This is a genomic window from Coleofasciculus chthonoplastes PCC 7420 (genome assembly GCF_000155555.1).
Taxonomy (GTDB): Bacteria; Cyanobacteriota; Cyanobacteriia; order Cyanobacteriales; family Coleofasciculaceae; genus Coleofasciculus; species Coleofasciculus chthonoplastes_A.
In genome coordinates this window covers 1-15,369 of the sequence record NZ_DS989854.1, presented here as the reverse complement: position 1 = coordinate 15,369, position 15,369 = coordinate 1, and the positions used below count along the sequence as shown (strand labels likewise).

The 15,369-nt window shown below is 44.5% G+C and carries 12 protein-coding genes, 2 pseudogenes and 3 CRISPR repeat arrays (1 of these 17 only partly in view); of the genes and pseudogenes, 5 read left to right on the top strand and 9 right to left on the bottom strand.

The features are described from left to right. Positions 1 to 280: a CRISPR direct-repeat array (repeat unit 37 nt; unit sequence GTTTCCCACTCTGTTGGGAAGCTGAATTAATGGAAAC); it reaches 50 nt to the left of the window's first position. 164 nt (positions 281 to 444) lie between these two features. From MC7420_RS19290 to MC7420_RS43415, 8 genes are all read right to left on the bottom strand, one after another. Continuing rightward, positions 445 to 2,109: a hypothetical protein gene (locus tag MC7420_RS19290; protein WP_006102563.1), complete on the bottom strand. Its 1,665-nt coding sequence runs from the start codon at positions 2,107 to 2,109 to the stop codon at positions 445 to 447. Positions 2,110 to 2,226: 117 nt separating this feature from the next. Continuing rightward, complete coding sequence (locus MC7420_RS19285) at positions 2,227 to 4,020, bottom strand: hypothetical protein (RefSeq protein WP_044208326.1); 1,794 nt, start codon at positions 4,018 to 4,020, stop codon at positions 2,227 to 2,229. Further along, a complete protein-coding gene (locus MC7420_RS19280) occupies positions 4,010 to 4,438 on the bottom strand; it encodes a hypothetical protein (protein ID WP_006102493.1) in 429 nt (142 codons plus the stop codon). Before MC7420_RS19280 ends, MC7420_RS19285 begins: the two co-directional genes overlap by 11 nt. Position 4,439: 1 nt before the next feature. Then, positions 4,440 to 5,408 carry an RAMP superfamily CRISPR-associated protein gene (locus tag MC7420_RS19275; protein ID WP_006102499.1) on the bottom strand — a complete coding sequence of 323 codons (969 nt, stop codon included), beginning with the start codon at positions 5,406 to 5,408 and terminating at the stop codon, positions 4,440 to 4,442. 19 nt (positions 5,409 to 5,427) lie between these two features. Then, on the bottom strand, positions 5,428 to 6,405 hold the full coding sequence (locus MC7420_RS19270; protein WP_006102490.1) for a type III-B CRISPR module-associated Cmr3 family protein: 978 nt from the start codon (positions 6,403 to 6,405) through the stop codon (positions 5,428 to 5,430). A 262-nt stretch (positions 6,406 to 6,667) separates the two neighbouring features. Further along, positions 6,668 to 8,362: a Cas10/Cmr2 second palm domain-containing protein gene (locus MC7420_RS19265; protein WP_006102395.1), complete on the bottom strand. Its 1,695-nt coding sequence runs from the start codon at positions 8,360 to 8,362 to the stop codon at positions 6,668 to 6,670. Between the two features lie 502 nt (positions 8,363 to 8,864). Next, positions 8,865 to 9,693: a CRISPR direct-repeat array (repeat unit 35 nt; unit sequence GTTTCCATTAATTCGACTTCTAGGGAAGTCTAAAG). 194 nt (positions 9,694 to 9,887) lie between these two features. Continuing rightward, the gene (locus MC7420_RS19260; RefSeq protein WP_006102372.1) at positions 9,888 to 10,352 is read right to left on the bottom strand and encodes a hypothetical protein; all 465 of its coding nucleotides are present in this window, start codon (positions 10,350 to 10,352) and stop codon (positions 9,888 to 9,890) included. A gap of 242 nt (positions 10,353 to 10,594) precedes the next feature. Beyond that, a complete protein-coding gene (locus MC7420_RS43415; RefSeq protein ID WP_269546317.1) occupies positions 10,595 to 10,729 on the bottom strand; it encodes a hypothetical protein in 135 nt (44 codons plus the stop codon). A gap of 150 nt (positions 10,730 to 10,879) precedes the next feature. Here MC7420_RS43415 and MC7420_RS19255 point away from each other — a divergent pair, with 150 nt between their 5' ends. The 4 genes and pseudogenes from MC7420_RS19255 to MC7420_RS43865 all read left to right on the top strand — a co-directional run. Then, positions 10,880 to 11,758 carry a hypothetical protein gene (locus MC7420_RS19255; RefSeq protein WP_006102425.1) on the top strand — a complete coding sequence of 293 codons (879 nt, stop codon included), beginning with the start codon at positions 10,880 to 10,882 and terminating at the stop codon, positions 11,756 to 11,758. A 37-nt stretch (positions 11,759 to 11,795) separates the two neighbouring features. Continuing rightward, positions 11,796 to 12,143 carry a DUF6883 domain-containing protein gene (locus tag MC7420_RS19250; RefSeq protein WP_006102423.1) on the top strand — a complete coding sequence of 116 codons (348 nt, stop codon included), beginning with the start codon at positions 11,796 to 11,798 and terminating at the stop codon, positions 12,141 to 12,143. 1 nt (position 12,144) lies between these two features. Further along, positions 12,145 to 12,405, top strand: coding sequence for a DUF4926 domain-containing protein (locus MC7420_RS19245; RefSeq protein WP_006102534.1), 261 nt, complete (start codon positions 12,145 to 12,147; stop codon positions 12,403 to 12,405). A gap of 100 nt (positions 12,406 to 12,505) precedes the next feature. Beyond that, positions 12,506 to 12,769: pseudogene (locus MC7420_RS43865) on the top strand (hypothetical protein); the annotation flags it as partial. Between the two features lie 403 nt (positions 12,770 to 13,172). Next, a CRISPR array of direct repeats spans positions 13,173 to 13,507; the repeat unit is 35 nt; unit sequence GTTTCCATTAATTCGACTTCCGGAGAAGTCTAAAG. A gap of 197 nt (positions 13,508 to 13,704) precedes the next feature. Here the strand turns inward: MC7420_RS43865 and cas1 are convergent. After that, a pseudogene (cas1, locus tag MC7420_RS19235) lies at positions 13,705 to 14,031 on the bottom strand (CRISPR-associated endonuclease Cas1); the annotation flags it as partial. A gap of 74 nt (positions 14,032 to 14,105) precedes the next feature. Between cas1 and MC7420_RS19230 the strand changes: the two are divergent. Beyond that, positions 14,106 to 15,368 carry an RNA-guided endonuclease InsQ/TnpB family protein gene (locus tag MC7420_RS19230; RefSeq protein WP_157453233.1) on the top strand — a complete coding sequence of 421 codons (1,263 nt, stop codon included), beginning with the start codon at positions 14,106 to 14,108 and terminating at the stop codon, positions 15,366 to 15,368. The last annotated feature ends 1 nt before the right edge of the window (position 15,369 follow it).

Here is a 15,369-nt window from a genome sequence, read left to right as displayed (position 1 = left end):
TCCATAAACACGATTACAATCTGGTTTCCCACTCTGTTGGGAAGCTGAATTAATGGAAACCTTGTGGATCGCGTACCCGCCCAATCATTTGTACGGTTTCCCACTCTGTTGGGAAGCTGAATTAATGGAAACTCAGGGGTTGCGAATATCGGTTCCTCTAACGCGGGAAGTTTCCCACTCTGTTGGGAAGCTGAATTAATGGAAACAGTCGTTGTCAGCAGTCAGGCAACGGATTGCTTTGTAGTTTCCCACTCTGTTGGGAAGCTGAATTAATGGAAACTCCAGATAGAGGGATAATGCAAAGGTGGGCAATACCCACCCTACTAAATCTCCAGTAATTAATGTAGAGACGTTCCATGGAACGTCTCTACAATGTTTTTGCCCTTACCCAAAAACAGAAATAATCCAACCCAATAGATATCCGGTCGTTGAAAATTGGTTCCCTTAATGCATACTATCTACAATATGCTGTAATTCTTCCGACAAACCTCTTTCCTCAAAGGGAAGATTCAATCGCTTAATTTCTCGGATAAAGGGGGTTTTAACCTCTTGCTGATAAGTGCTGATCACATCGGTGTAGCGGTTATCCCTCTGATTCCCCAATAAATAGCCAATCACCTCTTGGGGTTCTACCCCTAATAAATTGTGCATCAGTTGGTTCCGTAAATCAGCCTCCCGTTCCCGTTCATATTGGGCAATCCAGGTTAATAATTTCCACGTTTTTAAATCGGGTCGCAGGTTACACAACCAATAATACATTCCTGTATTACTACCGATTTTATGGAATTGAAAACAGTCCTTTTTGTTTTTCTTATCATAGAACCAAAAAACAGATTTTATATCCTCATTGTCAACCGGAAAATTAAGTTGTTTTAATGTCTCCAGTTTTTCATCAAAAATCGGTTGCTTCAAATCAACCTGTAAACGCCGTTTTAGCTCATTGTCTCGGTATTTTTTATCCTGCGGATTTCTAACAAAACCTAATCCAGCATCATTCCAGACAATTAACTCCGGGGCAGATAACCGTTTATTTACCCCTTTGACCTGCAAATTAACTGTTTTAGCCTCAAGTTCATGTTTAATCGCCCCTTTCAAAAACGTTTCCTGGGCGGCGGCTAATAGCGTCAACCCTTGGATATAATTCCCCTTAGCGAAAAACAGTTCAACCAAATCTAAGGCATTAACCACTCGTTGAATCGCCGCCTCTACCTCAAACTCATCTTGGCGATTGTCACAGGTTTTTTCCAGATTAAACCCTTTGACTAAATCATCCAGTTTCTTCTCGATATCCCTATCTCTTACTGTTTCAGAAATCCCTTGATATAAAGTTAACGCCGCACCCGGTAACCCATCCTTGACCAACTGCTTGGCTTTTTGAACTTGCATTCCTCGCCAATACCGAGAACTAGCAATCATCTCAGCTTGGGACTGAAGACATCCCTCATCATCATAATACTGATAACTAACCAGAAACTCCACCCTAGGAAACAGTCCCAAACTAACAAATTGTACCGCAGACGAGATAGCAGGCGTTCCGGCTTGATGGCTGATATACACCAATTCATCCCCTTGCATCTCTAATTCAGCTTGTTTAGCGTACAGCGTCGTTTCCACTAAACCCAGGGTTTTATCCCAATGGTCGAGTCCTCGTCCTGATTCAGGGGTTAACGTCCAAAACTGGGGATTTATCTGGAATTTTTGACGAAAATAGGACTCGATTATCGGTTTCAGTTCGACGGTATCTTGCCAATAGGGAGAATATTTATTATCGACCTGAGATGCCAGAATTGCCGATTGGTCAGTTAACAGCACCACAATTTTATCTGGAAACGCGCCGAGTTTTTTCTTAAAATAGTCGTGAAATGAATCCAGTATCGGAAACGCTAAATCCTGATAATTGTCGGGATGCCGTCTGTATGCTAAACCCAACACTCTCGCGGGAATCAGAAATCGCTTTGTTTCTTTGTCTTCAAACTCATCACAACACCAAAATTTATCACAATCTGAAATCGGTTCATCAAAGCGAACCTCTTCATACAGCGACTCCCAATTCTTATTACTCTTGAGTTGAACATCACTATTACCTATCGTAATTATCCAAATCGTCATACTATCCACTCCCGTCGCAACATTAGGTTAATTTCGGCTGAATTAAAATAATCTCCCCAATAATCCCTGTTGTAGAGACGTTGCATGCAACGTCTCTACAAACCGCTGGACTGACTTTTACCAAACCTGTTCAAACTCCGTATCCCGGCGCAAAAATCGCAGAAATCGGTCGGTATCAGAACATTTCTGTGGGGGAAAAATCGTCAATAACTCAACATATCCCCGCCCCACCCTAACCTCCCCGGAATCATCCCTGACATAATTCGGATACATCCGATGCCAAATCCGTCCCGTTGTCCCCATACTCCCCGTTAAACGGTGAGGATTCTTAATCGAATTCTCCCCCTGATACGCCCCATGAAACCAATCAATTGCCTGACTCTTGCCATCCCTCGCCCAGCGTCCCCAGACTTGCACCCTTTGCCGATGCCAAGGTTCGCGCCACTGTTGAACCGAAGGACTTAATTCATCCGAGGGTAAGCGTTTTTCTGGCGGTATCCACTCTCTCATCACCTGGCGAATCTGATCAATCCCCGCCCCAATATCCGTTAACTGATTCACCGTTTGACAATAATCAATCGCGGGTTCCAAATACTCCCAATGACAACCCATCGCCGGCTTTTTAGAATTCTGCAAATACTCCGGATAAAATAAGTAATGGTCAACCCGACGCCAAGACTTACCCAATCCCCCCAACAACAGGGCAAACTTGACCAACGCCGCCGCTATCTGGGTGAATTGTTGGGCTTGACTCGTCGATAAATTGCCCGACATCGCCGAAATGCCTAAGCAACCGCTTTTGAGATGGTACAACGGTATCGAAGCCTTAGAGTTATTCGGTTGATAATCACGCCGCTGTAACTCCAACTCACCCGCCGCCACCTGAACCTGCACCTGCAATCCCCCGACAATAGAACCATTCCCCTTGCCAAATCCGCCCCAAAGCCTTTGGGTAAATTCCTTAGCCGTCTCTGCATCCGTTAACCCACTCAATAACCGCAACGTATGACCCCGGAGGGCGGCTTTGAAACTATTGGGACGAAATTCTGCTAATCGCTGCTGATGTTCGCGAATTAAGGTTGAGGCGACGCCTTGTCCTTTTAACATCACTTGTAACAGAGGCGGCTGTGACGTAACCGGGTGAAACTGACCATAACCCGCACTAACTCTACCGCCAATTCCTTGGGCTAACGCCTGTTCCCAGCGTTGCCAAATCTGCTGCCATTGGGACTCTTCTAAGACTTGGGTACTAGAAATCCCAAATCGTAAGGTGACTTGATACAACGATATCTGGGCATTAGCATTCGTGGTTTCATCAGCTATCACCTGTTTTTCCTGTTGGGAATGGACAATATCCACCAACCGTTTTGTCCAATTCATATCCACCGGATAGGCACCATGAAAGCGTAAAATACCCGGTTGAGTTTCAGAGTCTGAGAGTTTTCCCCCACAATAGCGTAACCCTTCAGCGGGAGAACATTGGCGCAAAAATGCCCCCTTCATACTTGCACCCGAATAATAGGGAAACCCTTTACCGCCAATAATCGGGCGAATAAACCCTTCCTCTTGTCCACTATTAGAAACTAAGCGCCAGGAAACAGTATAATCCCGCGTTTGCACACCCGTACCAAAGTCTGGAATCGAGGCGGGGGCGGCGGTTGGCGATGAAACAGGTTTGGGTTTTGTGGGACGCGCCAAGGCTTTTGGGGTGACGCGGGGACGTTTCCCTGGGGCAGATTTCCGGGGTAAGGGCGGTTCCGGTTGGGGCAAACTCGATTCCGGAAACACCTGCTTCCACTCCTCCACCCAGCGATGGGAATCTTGACAGGATGCATCTTTAATCACCCGTTGCAACTGACAGCGATTTTCCACGGGGGCGCGAAACATCATCGGTACATTGTTATGATTCATCGGTATCTTTAGAGGGTTTTTTATAGCGTTGAGTCCACCAGACTAAACTGTCACAGAGTTGGGTAAGTACCGTCAGGGCAATGCGTTGATTTTCAATCGGAAATTGGTCTTTATCCCAGAGTTGAGTCACCATCTTTTCAATGTCTGCGGTTTTCCCCTGACTCACTTCTTCGTTGGGAACATTAATCCCCGCCTTTTTCATCAGTTTGACAAAGGCGTTCCAGGTATCTCGCCAATATTCCCCGGCGATGCGGGTTTTCGGTTTATTGATTAGGCGCAGATGTTCCCCCCAAAATCGTTCTAATCCGTAGGCGACAGTGACGCGCATTTTATGGGATTCGTTGAGAACATCCTTATCCCGGTAATCGAGAACCAAACGTTGTGCTACTCGGTCTAAATTATAGGAATTCCAAGCCATATTAGTCCTCCTGATGAATTGTGAGTTGGCAATGTCCAAAACCAATGGATTCTAATCCACCTAAATAAATGTCACCGGATAGGGAATCGGTGTTAAACGGTGTCCAGGGTTTGGGTGTGGGTTTAATCGCAATGGGAAAGACTAAAATCGTGCCTTCGGGTAGGGCTTCCGTATTGAAAAATGCCCCTTGGCTCGCTTTTTTCTCGGTCTTTTCTAATGCCACACGACTCTGACGGTATAATGCCATGTCGTGAATCATTCCGATATCCTTATCATCAACCACCACGGCGGGAATCGAGGATTCATCGCGGTCAGACCAACAATATAAATTCGGGGGAAACCAGGGAGATAAATCGACTTCGTGGTCCAGGGTTAAAAAGCCCAGGTTGAAGAAGAGAACTTTTTTACCTTTGTCTTTTTTATGCTGGGATTTGGGTGCGTTTAATCCTTTTGCTGCTGTATAGGGTTTGGGAATCGAGATATCCTGCAAAGTGGGAACTAATTGACCCACAATCCGACGATATCGCTTCAGTAAACTGGGACAACTCACCCAGACAATAGGTTGACCGGGACAAAAGACGGGTAGCCAAACAATGGAGGCTTGTTCAATTTTAATCCGAGATTCCGTTGTGGCATCAGTTTGGCGGGAGTCTGCTTCATGACCATACCAATAATTCTCCTCAGCTACGGCTTGGTCTTTTAAGGATTGGGCTTGATTTTTTAAGGTTTCGGCATTCTCGGAATCTGTTTGGGCTTGATTTTTTAAGGTTTCAGCCTGTTCCAGGAGTTCAATCTGACGCATCATTGTTCGCAATCGACCGCGAATTGAACTACCGGGAATTATTCCGGTTTGGGTAAAAGAGTCACGGAAAATTAGGTTCAAATTCCCGCTTTCTTCACCAGCCGTTGCACCGACGTGCAAGGGGGCGAGGGTTTCAATGATACCGTAAGCTTGTTTAGTGTTGTGCATGGTTTTGTTCCATCGATTATTAGCTAACTGATTTAATTTCTACGGGTAATGCCAAGCCACAGCCCAGGTGTTTTAAACTATAGCCTTCATTGGGAAACCATTCCTCTTGCCACTCCCACCAAGATTGATTTAAAGGCTGGTCGAAATAATAAATAGTTCCGGGAGGAACGGCATAGCGTCCGCGCCCTAATTTCCCACCAGCGCTGTACCGATAGGGGATGGCTTTATCGGTTAATAGGTGTACGGGTTTAGGAAAGTTTGGGTGTTGGGGATAGCGATAGGAATAGCGGGTAGACCCCCAGACTCCAGGTGTAATTAAGGCGAGGGCGTTTTGAATCGGTTGCTGGAAGAGATTGATGATTTTTTTAGATTTAATGGATGCTGTTTTAATCTCAACCAGATGATTCTCACCGCCGAAGCGATACCAACCCGGTTCTATTTCATGAGTGGACAGATAAACGAGGCAAATGTCTTCGGGAAGTTGCACGGCATTTTCCAGAAATAAACCATCTTGGGATAAGGTATGACGTTCTGTTTTTTTCATCCGAGGATGGAGGATAGGGATATAGTCCCAGGGAGATTCTTCGGCGTCTTGACTTTGAATGATTTTTAGTGGACTTTGCCAAGAGGTGATGGTTTGCCAGGTGTAATCGGGTTCGATGTCAGTAGTTTGACGTTGCCATTCTCCCTGGTTATTCAGATACCATTCATCAACGCCTTTTTTAGAGAGAATTCGATGTCGGGGAAGGGGAACATAAAACTGTTGTTCCTCGTTGTCTTTTGCCCAAAAGGGTCCGGCGACAAAGAGGTTTTCTTTTAAGTCTTGTTTAATCTTGGGGTTATCATAATTGGCACTAAAATAAAGTCCGGATAGGGTGGCGGCTTCTGGGGGAAATTTAGCCCCGGAACGTCCGACGAGGTTTTCTGGTGAGAGAAATGCCCCAGCACTGCCATACATTAATCCTAAGGGTTTGATTATAATTAAATAGTTGAACATGGATTTGTCAAAACACTGATTTCACGGATTTGTTGTCCAGATTTTGGTCGGGAGGCAAAGCTTATTTATACACTGATTTCACAGAAAGGTTACTTCTCTCATTTTGACAGGGGGATTAGGATTTTAACGGCGATTATTTCGTCCTCTGTTTATGTCATTGGTTAAAGAGTCGGGGCGGGTTTATTTCTATCTGGGTTAAGGAGAAGGAATAATGGTAAAACCTGCCCCTACAGATGCGCCAATAAATGAGATACATCATGGGTTATTCTCCGTTGCGTAAAAAATACCAGCCAACTGTAATGAGGTCAGAAATCCAGCGAATCATGGCATCGGCTTGGTCGGCTAATTTAGCATTATCTTCCATAACAATAATTTTTTTTGTCTTGTCTTGTTCTTTTTTCTCATTTTGCTCAATTCTCTCTTTTTGTCCAGGAAAATAAATATCAAAAAACTCTAGAACCGCTTGACGATTCTCCATAATTTCTTGACCCAATTCAGATAACGCCTGCTTATCTCGAACGCCTAAGCCAAAGGCATGGCGGGATTTGAGTTGTAGCAGGTCATTATAAACATGATTCCAATTGGGTTCTTGTTCTGATTGTTGTCCGGATTGTTGCCAATTTGAGTAGGTTTTATCATCGCGATCGCGGTATTGTTTGAGTATCTCCAAATAGTGCCAAGGACAAGTCCATTGCACATACTGCCCACTGTTAAAAACCACCCGAATGGTTACCCGATTTCGCCCTAAGCGTTTTGCCTGTGTCTCCGCCTCCCGACAATGTTGTAGTACATCTCGTTGGGGGACACTCCCAGCGACCCAAATAAAGCCGACACTTAGGGTAATGTCTCGCTGATGTTGTTGCCATTGTTCGGGTAGGCTAATTAACCACTCTAAGGCGGTTAAGGGGGGAATCGGATGGGCGGAATCAGGACTATAAAGAATCCCTAAAAAGTCATCTCCACCTGCATAAATTACTCTACCTTTATCCTTGGGAAATTTAGCCTCAAACTCCTTACCCCATTTCCGCAAAGCTTTGGTAAAGGCTTTAATCCCCGATTCTCCTTGTTGATCAGCAATTTCTACCAATTTATCCCCCACTTTATCCCCATCGCCCATAAACCAACCCGTCCATTGTCCCGGTGTTGTTTGAGTGGGTTTGCGGTCAATATCTTGGAAGCCGCTATCCAATGTTTCCATCTGAATGGACGTTGCCAATTCAGGCAAGGTGACTAAGCGTTTAACGAGTTCGGGAATATTGAGTCGTTCATTCGGAGCAATATATTTGCCTTCAGTTTGACGTTTATCCTGAGTTTTTTTGCCATCTAATATCCAAGCCAACTCCTGATAAAAAGCCTGAATTTCGCGGTCTTCTCTACTATAATTAATAAACTGAGCATTTCTATCCTCAGCCCCCAATCCTTGCCACGCGATCGCATCGGTTCCCGTAAGGCTTGAACTCTCGCCAATCCAGTTAATTCCTGTCCAGTTCCGACGCAGTTTACGCTGTTCTAGTTGCTGCATCGCTATGGGAATTGAATCCCCTTGCCCCCAAAAAATTTCCCAAGTACATTTTTGCCATTTTCGCCATTCTTTATCCCAGTGATAGGGAGCAAATTCAGATAAGTTTGTCTGTATCCAGTCTTTACAGATGTCCAGAATGATTCCCCAAGCTGTGATTAAGGCAGTTTTAATCTGATTGTCAATCTCTGAATCGCTAGTTTCTGGGGGGAAAACATCTTTAAGTAAGATCCGGTTTGGCAATCCTTTTTCCACAGTCGGTAAGCCGGGAGAAATCACTAAATCATTTTTATTTTGATCATCAGGAATTAAAATATCAATTAAGCGACGGCTCAAGTGAGACAAAATTAATGATGCACCAAATAAGTCTCGGAGTTTCCGAGATTTTTCGATAAAACTTTGAACGGGCGAAAAGGTAATGGCGATGTAAATAGACATGATTTCTTAGGGGATGACAGGGGACAATTTTGATCACAATGGTTCCCTATGCCGTTTAGAGACTGGATATCAAGTTTCCCCTCCTTTCCTGACTAGCTATCATGCTATCAGTTTAACCCCTGGTAATCCAGTGTCAATCCTGGTGATGCGAATGACGAACGTGCCTCACCAGATGGGGTGACACAGACGAAAATCCTTATGTCTCATTTCCCAAAAGACCACATAACAGAAGGTTTACCTAGAGAGGTATAGAGCGATGTTTTGATGCGATCGCGCTTTTTCAGTTGTGCGATCGCTTTTGATTTGCAAGCGTTTTGGACACACGTCAGCAATAGGACGCACGTCGGTGCGCCCCTACGGTCTCTTTTATGTATTTGTTGGGCAGATTTCGCCGATTAATTTGGGCAAAACCCTGTGGAATCTCTGTAGGGGCGACCCGCTTGCATCAAGTAACAACACCTGTCCACTCAATTTGATCGGGTCGCCCTCTCTCGTTCACATCGTTTCCATTAATTCGACTTCTAGGGAAGTCTAAAGAAGAAAGTTTAATCAATCAATATGAACGCCTCCTCGAGTTTCCATTAATTCGACTTCTAGGGAAGTCTAAAGAACTACATGGTTACAATAGAAGAGCCTGAAGGAGTAATAGTTTCCATTAATTCGACTTCTAGGGAAGTCTAAAGTCAAGTTGCCAGGACCTAAACCTTCCTCGAATTTCCGTTTCCATTAATTCGACTTCTAGGGAAGTCTAAAGCAAATGCTAAAAGAGCTAGAGAAAGCATTGGAAAAGTTTCCATTAATTCGACTTCTAGGGAAGTCTAAAGTCGATATTGGCAATGGGATTACTGCCATTTCTTTCGAGTTTCCATTAATTCGACTTCTAGGGAAGTCTAAAGAAGCAAACGCAAAGCCGTAAGCCGAGCGTTTACAGTGTTTCCATTAATTCGACTTCTAGGGAAGTCTAAAGCGGTAGCTGGGAAATTCCTAGCCCGACTCAGGGAACGTTTCCATTAATTCGACTTCTAGGGAAGTCTAAAGCAAGAAATAAGGTGGGAGTAGAACCGATGACTCCCTCAATAGTTTCCATTAATTCGACTTCTAGGGAAGTCTAAAGCATATTGTAGACTCATTGTTGAGTCAAAATCATAATGGAGATGTTTCCATTAATTCGACTTCTAGGGAAGTCTAAAGACGTCTATATCGACGTTGACTCCGAAGTGGTAGTGTTTCCATTAATTCGACTTCTAGGGAAGTCTAAAGTAGAGGAAACGGAAATCACCTTCACGGACGACGTGGGTTTCCATTAATTCGACTTCTAGGGAAGTCTAAAGAGCCACCCTCTAGGAGCCTCTCTCTGAGCCAATTCTACACCCCCAATTTTGTAGGGGTCAAGATCTGAGGCGAATACTTGCAACTTATTCTCAGTAACTTCCTCAGATCAAAGCCTTAAACCCTTACCCAGAGCCAGGTTTGTAGGGGTCAACGAAAAAACAACGCTTTCAGCGATCGCCTGACCCCTACCCGATTACTGTGGATCGAACACCACCTCAAACTTTGCCCCTGGTACATAGCGCTGCAAAAATCTCACCTGATCATCCGCATCCTGACGGTTACAGAATCGGGCTACCGTACAGCACCTCGCATCAGGTAATAAACGGACAATTGTCCAAGGGTGCGAATCATCCTCTCCTGACGATAAACATACCTGATCCTCCGCCAATCCTATCATGCTTTCTCCTCTCATACTCTCCAAAATCCGCTTAAGAATTGACAGAAGTCGTTTCCTAGAAGGATGAGTATTATCAGGAAGCAAACGCCATTCCTCTACAGGTGCAGGTAAATAAGTCAAACGATAACAATAGCTACCCGATTGACTCACCCACCACGACAAACGACGCCCTTGTTTTTGACAGTCATAACCCTTCTGTCGGAGAACAGCACAAATTTTCTCCCCCTCAACGCGAAGGCGTAACCAGTCACCATGTTTCATGACCAATCCATCCCCAATCACAGACACCGTGCGATCGCACTCTCACCCCAATCCCCCCTCTAACCCTGGGTTTCATCAAGTTCAGAACATCCTGGCGATCGCACGTTTCCTAACGTAATTGAGTCAAATAATCAAAACCATGCCAAAATTCATTAGCGCCAAATTTCGCAAATAATTCGGCATCGGACGACGATAGCATCAGTCTCACCAACCGCCTTGGGTTTAAACCCAAGGCTAAAACCTCAAGTCAGCTTTAGCTGACTATCTAACAGTTGTGTTCCCTCTACCTCTAACGGTTGTAAATCCTCTTCCCAAGCCGTATCCGCCACCCTAACCACACCCCAATCTGGGCTACTATTAAATAGAGGTTTCCCCATCACGCGATCGCCAATTCAAAACCCAGCCTTTGACTCATCAGGAAAAACTGGACTCTTGGGGGTAACAACCCGTGCCGCCATTCCCGCTAATGCCAAAGAAACTCGGTCAGAAATCATCATTTTATCCCCAGAATTCATCACCTGAAGACATTGAATAGAATTCCCCCATCCCTAGAACCCTATCTCCAGCAAACCATTCAATCAAAAGAATCACGAGTAGCGTTAGTGAAACTCTATCGTTCTCAGATAGAAAAAGGTTCTCACGCCGCCATGACTCCCCTGCTGAATCTCTGTCTGGATAAATCACGAGATGTTGCCCAATCTGCATCCTGGGTTGTTCTGGATTTTGCCTCCCAGATTCAAGCGGCTTCTCAGATAGCACCAATCTGTGTTCAATCTCCAATTACGGGTGTGCGTCAGAATGCATTGAAGGCATTAATTGCGGCGATGAATGGGGGTTTACAGGTGAGTGAAACAGAAATTGAAACCCTTTTTAACGCCTTAGCTGAGGATAAAGCGCCGGAAGTCTTACAGCTTTTATATGAACTGGTCAACTGTTGTCTTTGGCATCATCATTCGATTTCCCAGGAATTAGCCCAAGCCACATTTAAATTAACCCAGAGGTTAGTGGAACAGAATCATAAAGCCACCCTGGATATGACAACGAAAGCGGCATTCATCACCCTAAATCAGATGCTCAATTTAGAGGATTCTCGTCTAGTTCCCCCCATCAGGGATTGTACCAGAGCGCTGTTACGAGCAACGGATATTGGTCAAAAAGTTGACCGATTAATCATTACTGGAATTTTGACAAAGTTAGCCAAGTATAACTCCGAATTGCTGACGCAAATTGTCCGAGAGGATTTGGTAATAAATGGGCGAGTATTACCAGCAGCGAATCTTTATGCCATTGCCATCGCTATTGTACATGACCAGGGTAAAAATGCACCCTTGCTGAATGAAATTTTGCAGGATGAACGGTTAACCAATGACGTGAAGAGTCGGATTCTGCGAGAACGGGGACTCTGATAGGATGTTCAATTGAATAAACTGATACAATAGACAGATGACGAAACTCCCCAATGGCAATCAAGCTGAAATTCCCATGGAGAAGTTGATTGGCTATTGCTTGAATCCTGAACATTCATCCGGCAAGCATAAAGCTAAAGTCTTCAAATCTGCCCTGGGAATAACCGCAAGTAATGCTGAAGTGTTACGAAACTTGATTCAACAATCGGCTGTGGAAGGTGAGGTGGTTCAGGAAGAAAAAACTCCGTTTGGACAAATCTTTAAGGTAGATTGGCTTGTACCAGAATCTGTCAATTCAGGATCTGAGCGAGTAATTCTGCGAACCATTTGGGAAATTACGGCGAAAAACAAACATCCGCGTCTAATATCTGCATTTGTCAAGTGATATGGAAAATCTGAATTTACTGGATACAATTGCGACGTTAAAACCCATTCCATTAAAACGGTTGCACCTGGTTGAACCCGACTATGTAAAAATTGAGGCTTTGCCATCTGGACAGGTGGGTACCGTTGTCAATATTTACGATGAACAAGAAGAACCTCAGTATTTAGTAGAGTTTGCGGATTTACAGGGGCGGGAATATGCAATGGCTACGTTGAAACGAGAGGAAGTTTTGATACTGCACTATGAAATTTCAGTGGCTTAACCCTAAGCTGCGAGTTCGTGCTAAAGTCCGATTGGACAAGTTCCAGCACCTGAGATGCGATCGCGCTATGTTATAAAATAATGAAGGTATCCTTAACCTCGTTGAACTGGGATATGAGTGGGAGCAACAGACAACGATGTTAAACTTAACGGGAAACTTGGCGCAGTATGAGGCTCGTATTATTATTGTTCAAGCCGCGATCGCACCTTTTGATCCTGTACAGCTTGTGTTTGCCGGGATTCAGGCGTAAATAATACCACTAATTTTAGGATAAGTCAACTTCTTTATGGAGTTTGACGTTTGTTTTTACCGTTCACAGTTACAGCTTGAAGTCAGTCCAAAAGCCGCAACATTCAACGAATAAAAGGAAATCTCTTACCCTCAAGCATCGCCTTATTGTCTTGGTGTGATAACCGAAACCTCAGCCTTTAATATCTGCATTTGTCAAATGATATCATATCCGCCGAAATAACCATAATATCCTTCTTATTTGCAACCTTGCTCCTTCCCTTCTGCCCTCTCTCTGCCTTCTGACTTGTCTCCACCTAAATGTGACTATTCAACCGGACATAATATGATACGGAAAATCTGAATTTACTGGATACAATTGCGACGTTAAAACCGATTCCATTAAAACGATTGCACTTGGTTGAACCCCAGAAACTGTAGGGGCGCACGGAGCGTGCGCCCTAAAAAATTGCTTCCGTAGGGTAGGCATTGCCTACCTACCCATTTGTTTCCATTAATTTAAGTTTCCATTAATTTAAGTTTCCATTAATTCGACTTCCGGAGAAGTCTAAAGCAGAAGAAGGCAAAGGCTGGAGTCTTGAGAAAGCAGAGTTTCCATTAATTCGACTTCCGGAGAAGTCTAAAGTTGTTGTGTATTGATAGCGGGATATTCCCTCTATCTTATTGTTTCCATTAATTCGACTTCCGGAGAAGTCTAAAGTAAATTGGGCTCTTGTCCACATTGATATTAGGTACTTGTGGTTTCCATTAATTCGACTTCCGGAGAAGTCTAAAGAGACTCCCAAGAAGTGTGGATAGGCGGACAAGGAGCCTATCTTGTTTCCATTAATTCGACTTCCGGAGAAGTCTAAAGAGTCGGCTCCTAGGAGCCTCACCCTGACCTGATTCTACACCCTGATTTCCGGGGGGGTCAAGATCTACCCCAAATAGCTGCAACTAATTCTCAATAACTACCCCCATTCAACCCATGAAACCCTTACCCAGAGCCTGCTCCGGGGGGGTCTACCAAAAATCAAGGATTTCAGCCATCGCCTGACCCCCCCGGAAACCTTACCACTTATTCCAACGCACTGGACGATAAACCTGCTGTTCTCCCATCAAACACGCCACATACTCCCACACCTGCAACTCCAAACAACGGCGGTTATTCACCTTATAGCCAGTATGGGGATGAGTAATCCGCGCCTGTAACTTCTCCTCCCAATGCTTCAAAAACTTCTTTAGCGAATCAGGATACAAATACACACCCCCACGCTCATCTGGCGGAGTAAAATCTTCAAGCACAAATATCTTAGAATTCACCAAATACGCCACCAACGAATCCACCAACAGCGCCCGAAACTCTTCGACTAAATCCGACACCAACGCCGGATAATTTACGGGTTTCGACATCCCGTAAATTATCAAATTACCATTGTTATTTTACCCAATTAAATGATAATATTGGTGGTATGCTAACACGTAGAACCACTTTCAGACTTTATCCAAACAAGACCCAATGTGACAAGCTTCATTGGGCGAGAAAAATGCATTGTGATCTCTACAACGCGGCAATTGCTAACCGTAGGACACAATACAAACACTTTGGGCATTCTGTTGATTATTTTGAACAACAGAACTGTTTACCTGAGTTTAAAAAGGTTTGGACTGAGTATGCTGAATTAGGTTCCCATACGTTACAAGCTACCTTAAAGCGGGTTGATTTTACCTATAAGCGATTTTTCAAGGGATTAGGTAAGTATCCTAAGTTCAAAGCGAAGCGGCGGTATAGTGGCTGGACATATCCAGACAAAGCTAGTTGGAAGGCTTTATCTAACGGACCCAATGGTTACTTAGAACTGAGAGACCTTGGTTTAAAGATTCAAATGCGGGGTCAAGCTAGAACTTGGGGAACCCCGACTACTTGCACAATCTTTTTCAGGAATGGTTTGTGGTATGCATCAATCACCGTGCAGTGCAACCCAACTCGCCAGACGGGTACAGGTTCAATCGGGATCGACCTTGGCTGTAAAGACGCGGTGACGCTTTCAACTGGCGAGAAAATTGCTAAACCCGATTTTATTAAGGAGGGACACAAAAAGGTTAAGGTAGCCTCAAAGCGGTTAAGACGCAAGAGACCGCCGAATAGGAATAAGAAGGTCAAGGGGTCGAGGCGATGGAAAAAAGAACGTAAACAGCTCTCTAAAGTTCAGAGCAAAATAGCCCGACAACGGGAAGATTGGCTGCACAAAGTAACCAGTGATATAGTCAGCGGTAATAGCCTAATCGGTGGTGAGCAGTTAAACGTCAAGGGCATGACTCGAAAAGCAAAAAAGGGTAAGCGTAAGAAACAGAAAGCCGGATTAAATCGGTCTATTCTAGACGTTGGGTTTGGTCTAGTCGGTGATTTATTAACCTACAAATCGGCTGAGGCAGGTGGGTTTTATGTTGAGTCACCAACCCGGATGCTCAAGCCAACTCAACGGTGTGCTAAATGTTGGGAATTAACGCCTAAGAGTTTAGCTGATAGAGTTCATGTTTGCTCTAATCCTGACTGCGGTCATACCGAAGACAGAGATATCAATGCTGCCCAAGTAAATGAGATTTGGGCAAGGGGCTTGGAACGAACCTCTTTAGACGCAGAGCTGCCTAGCTCTACTGATTGTGGAAGCATGAAGCAACTAGGAGCGAGGAAGCGTCAGAAACAGCGACTTCAACAAAGTAAGTCGCTGTAGT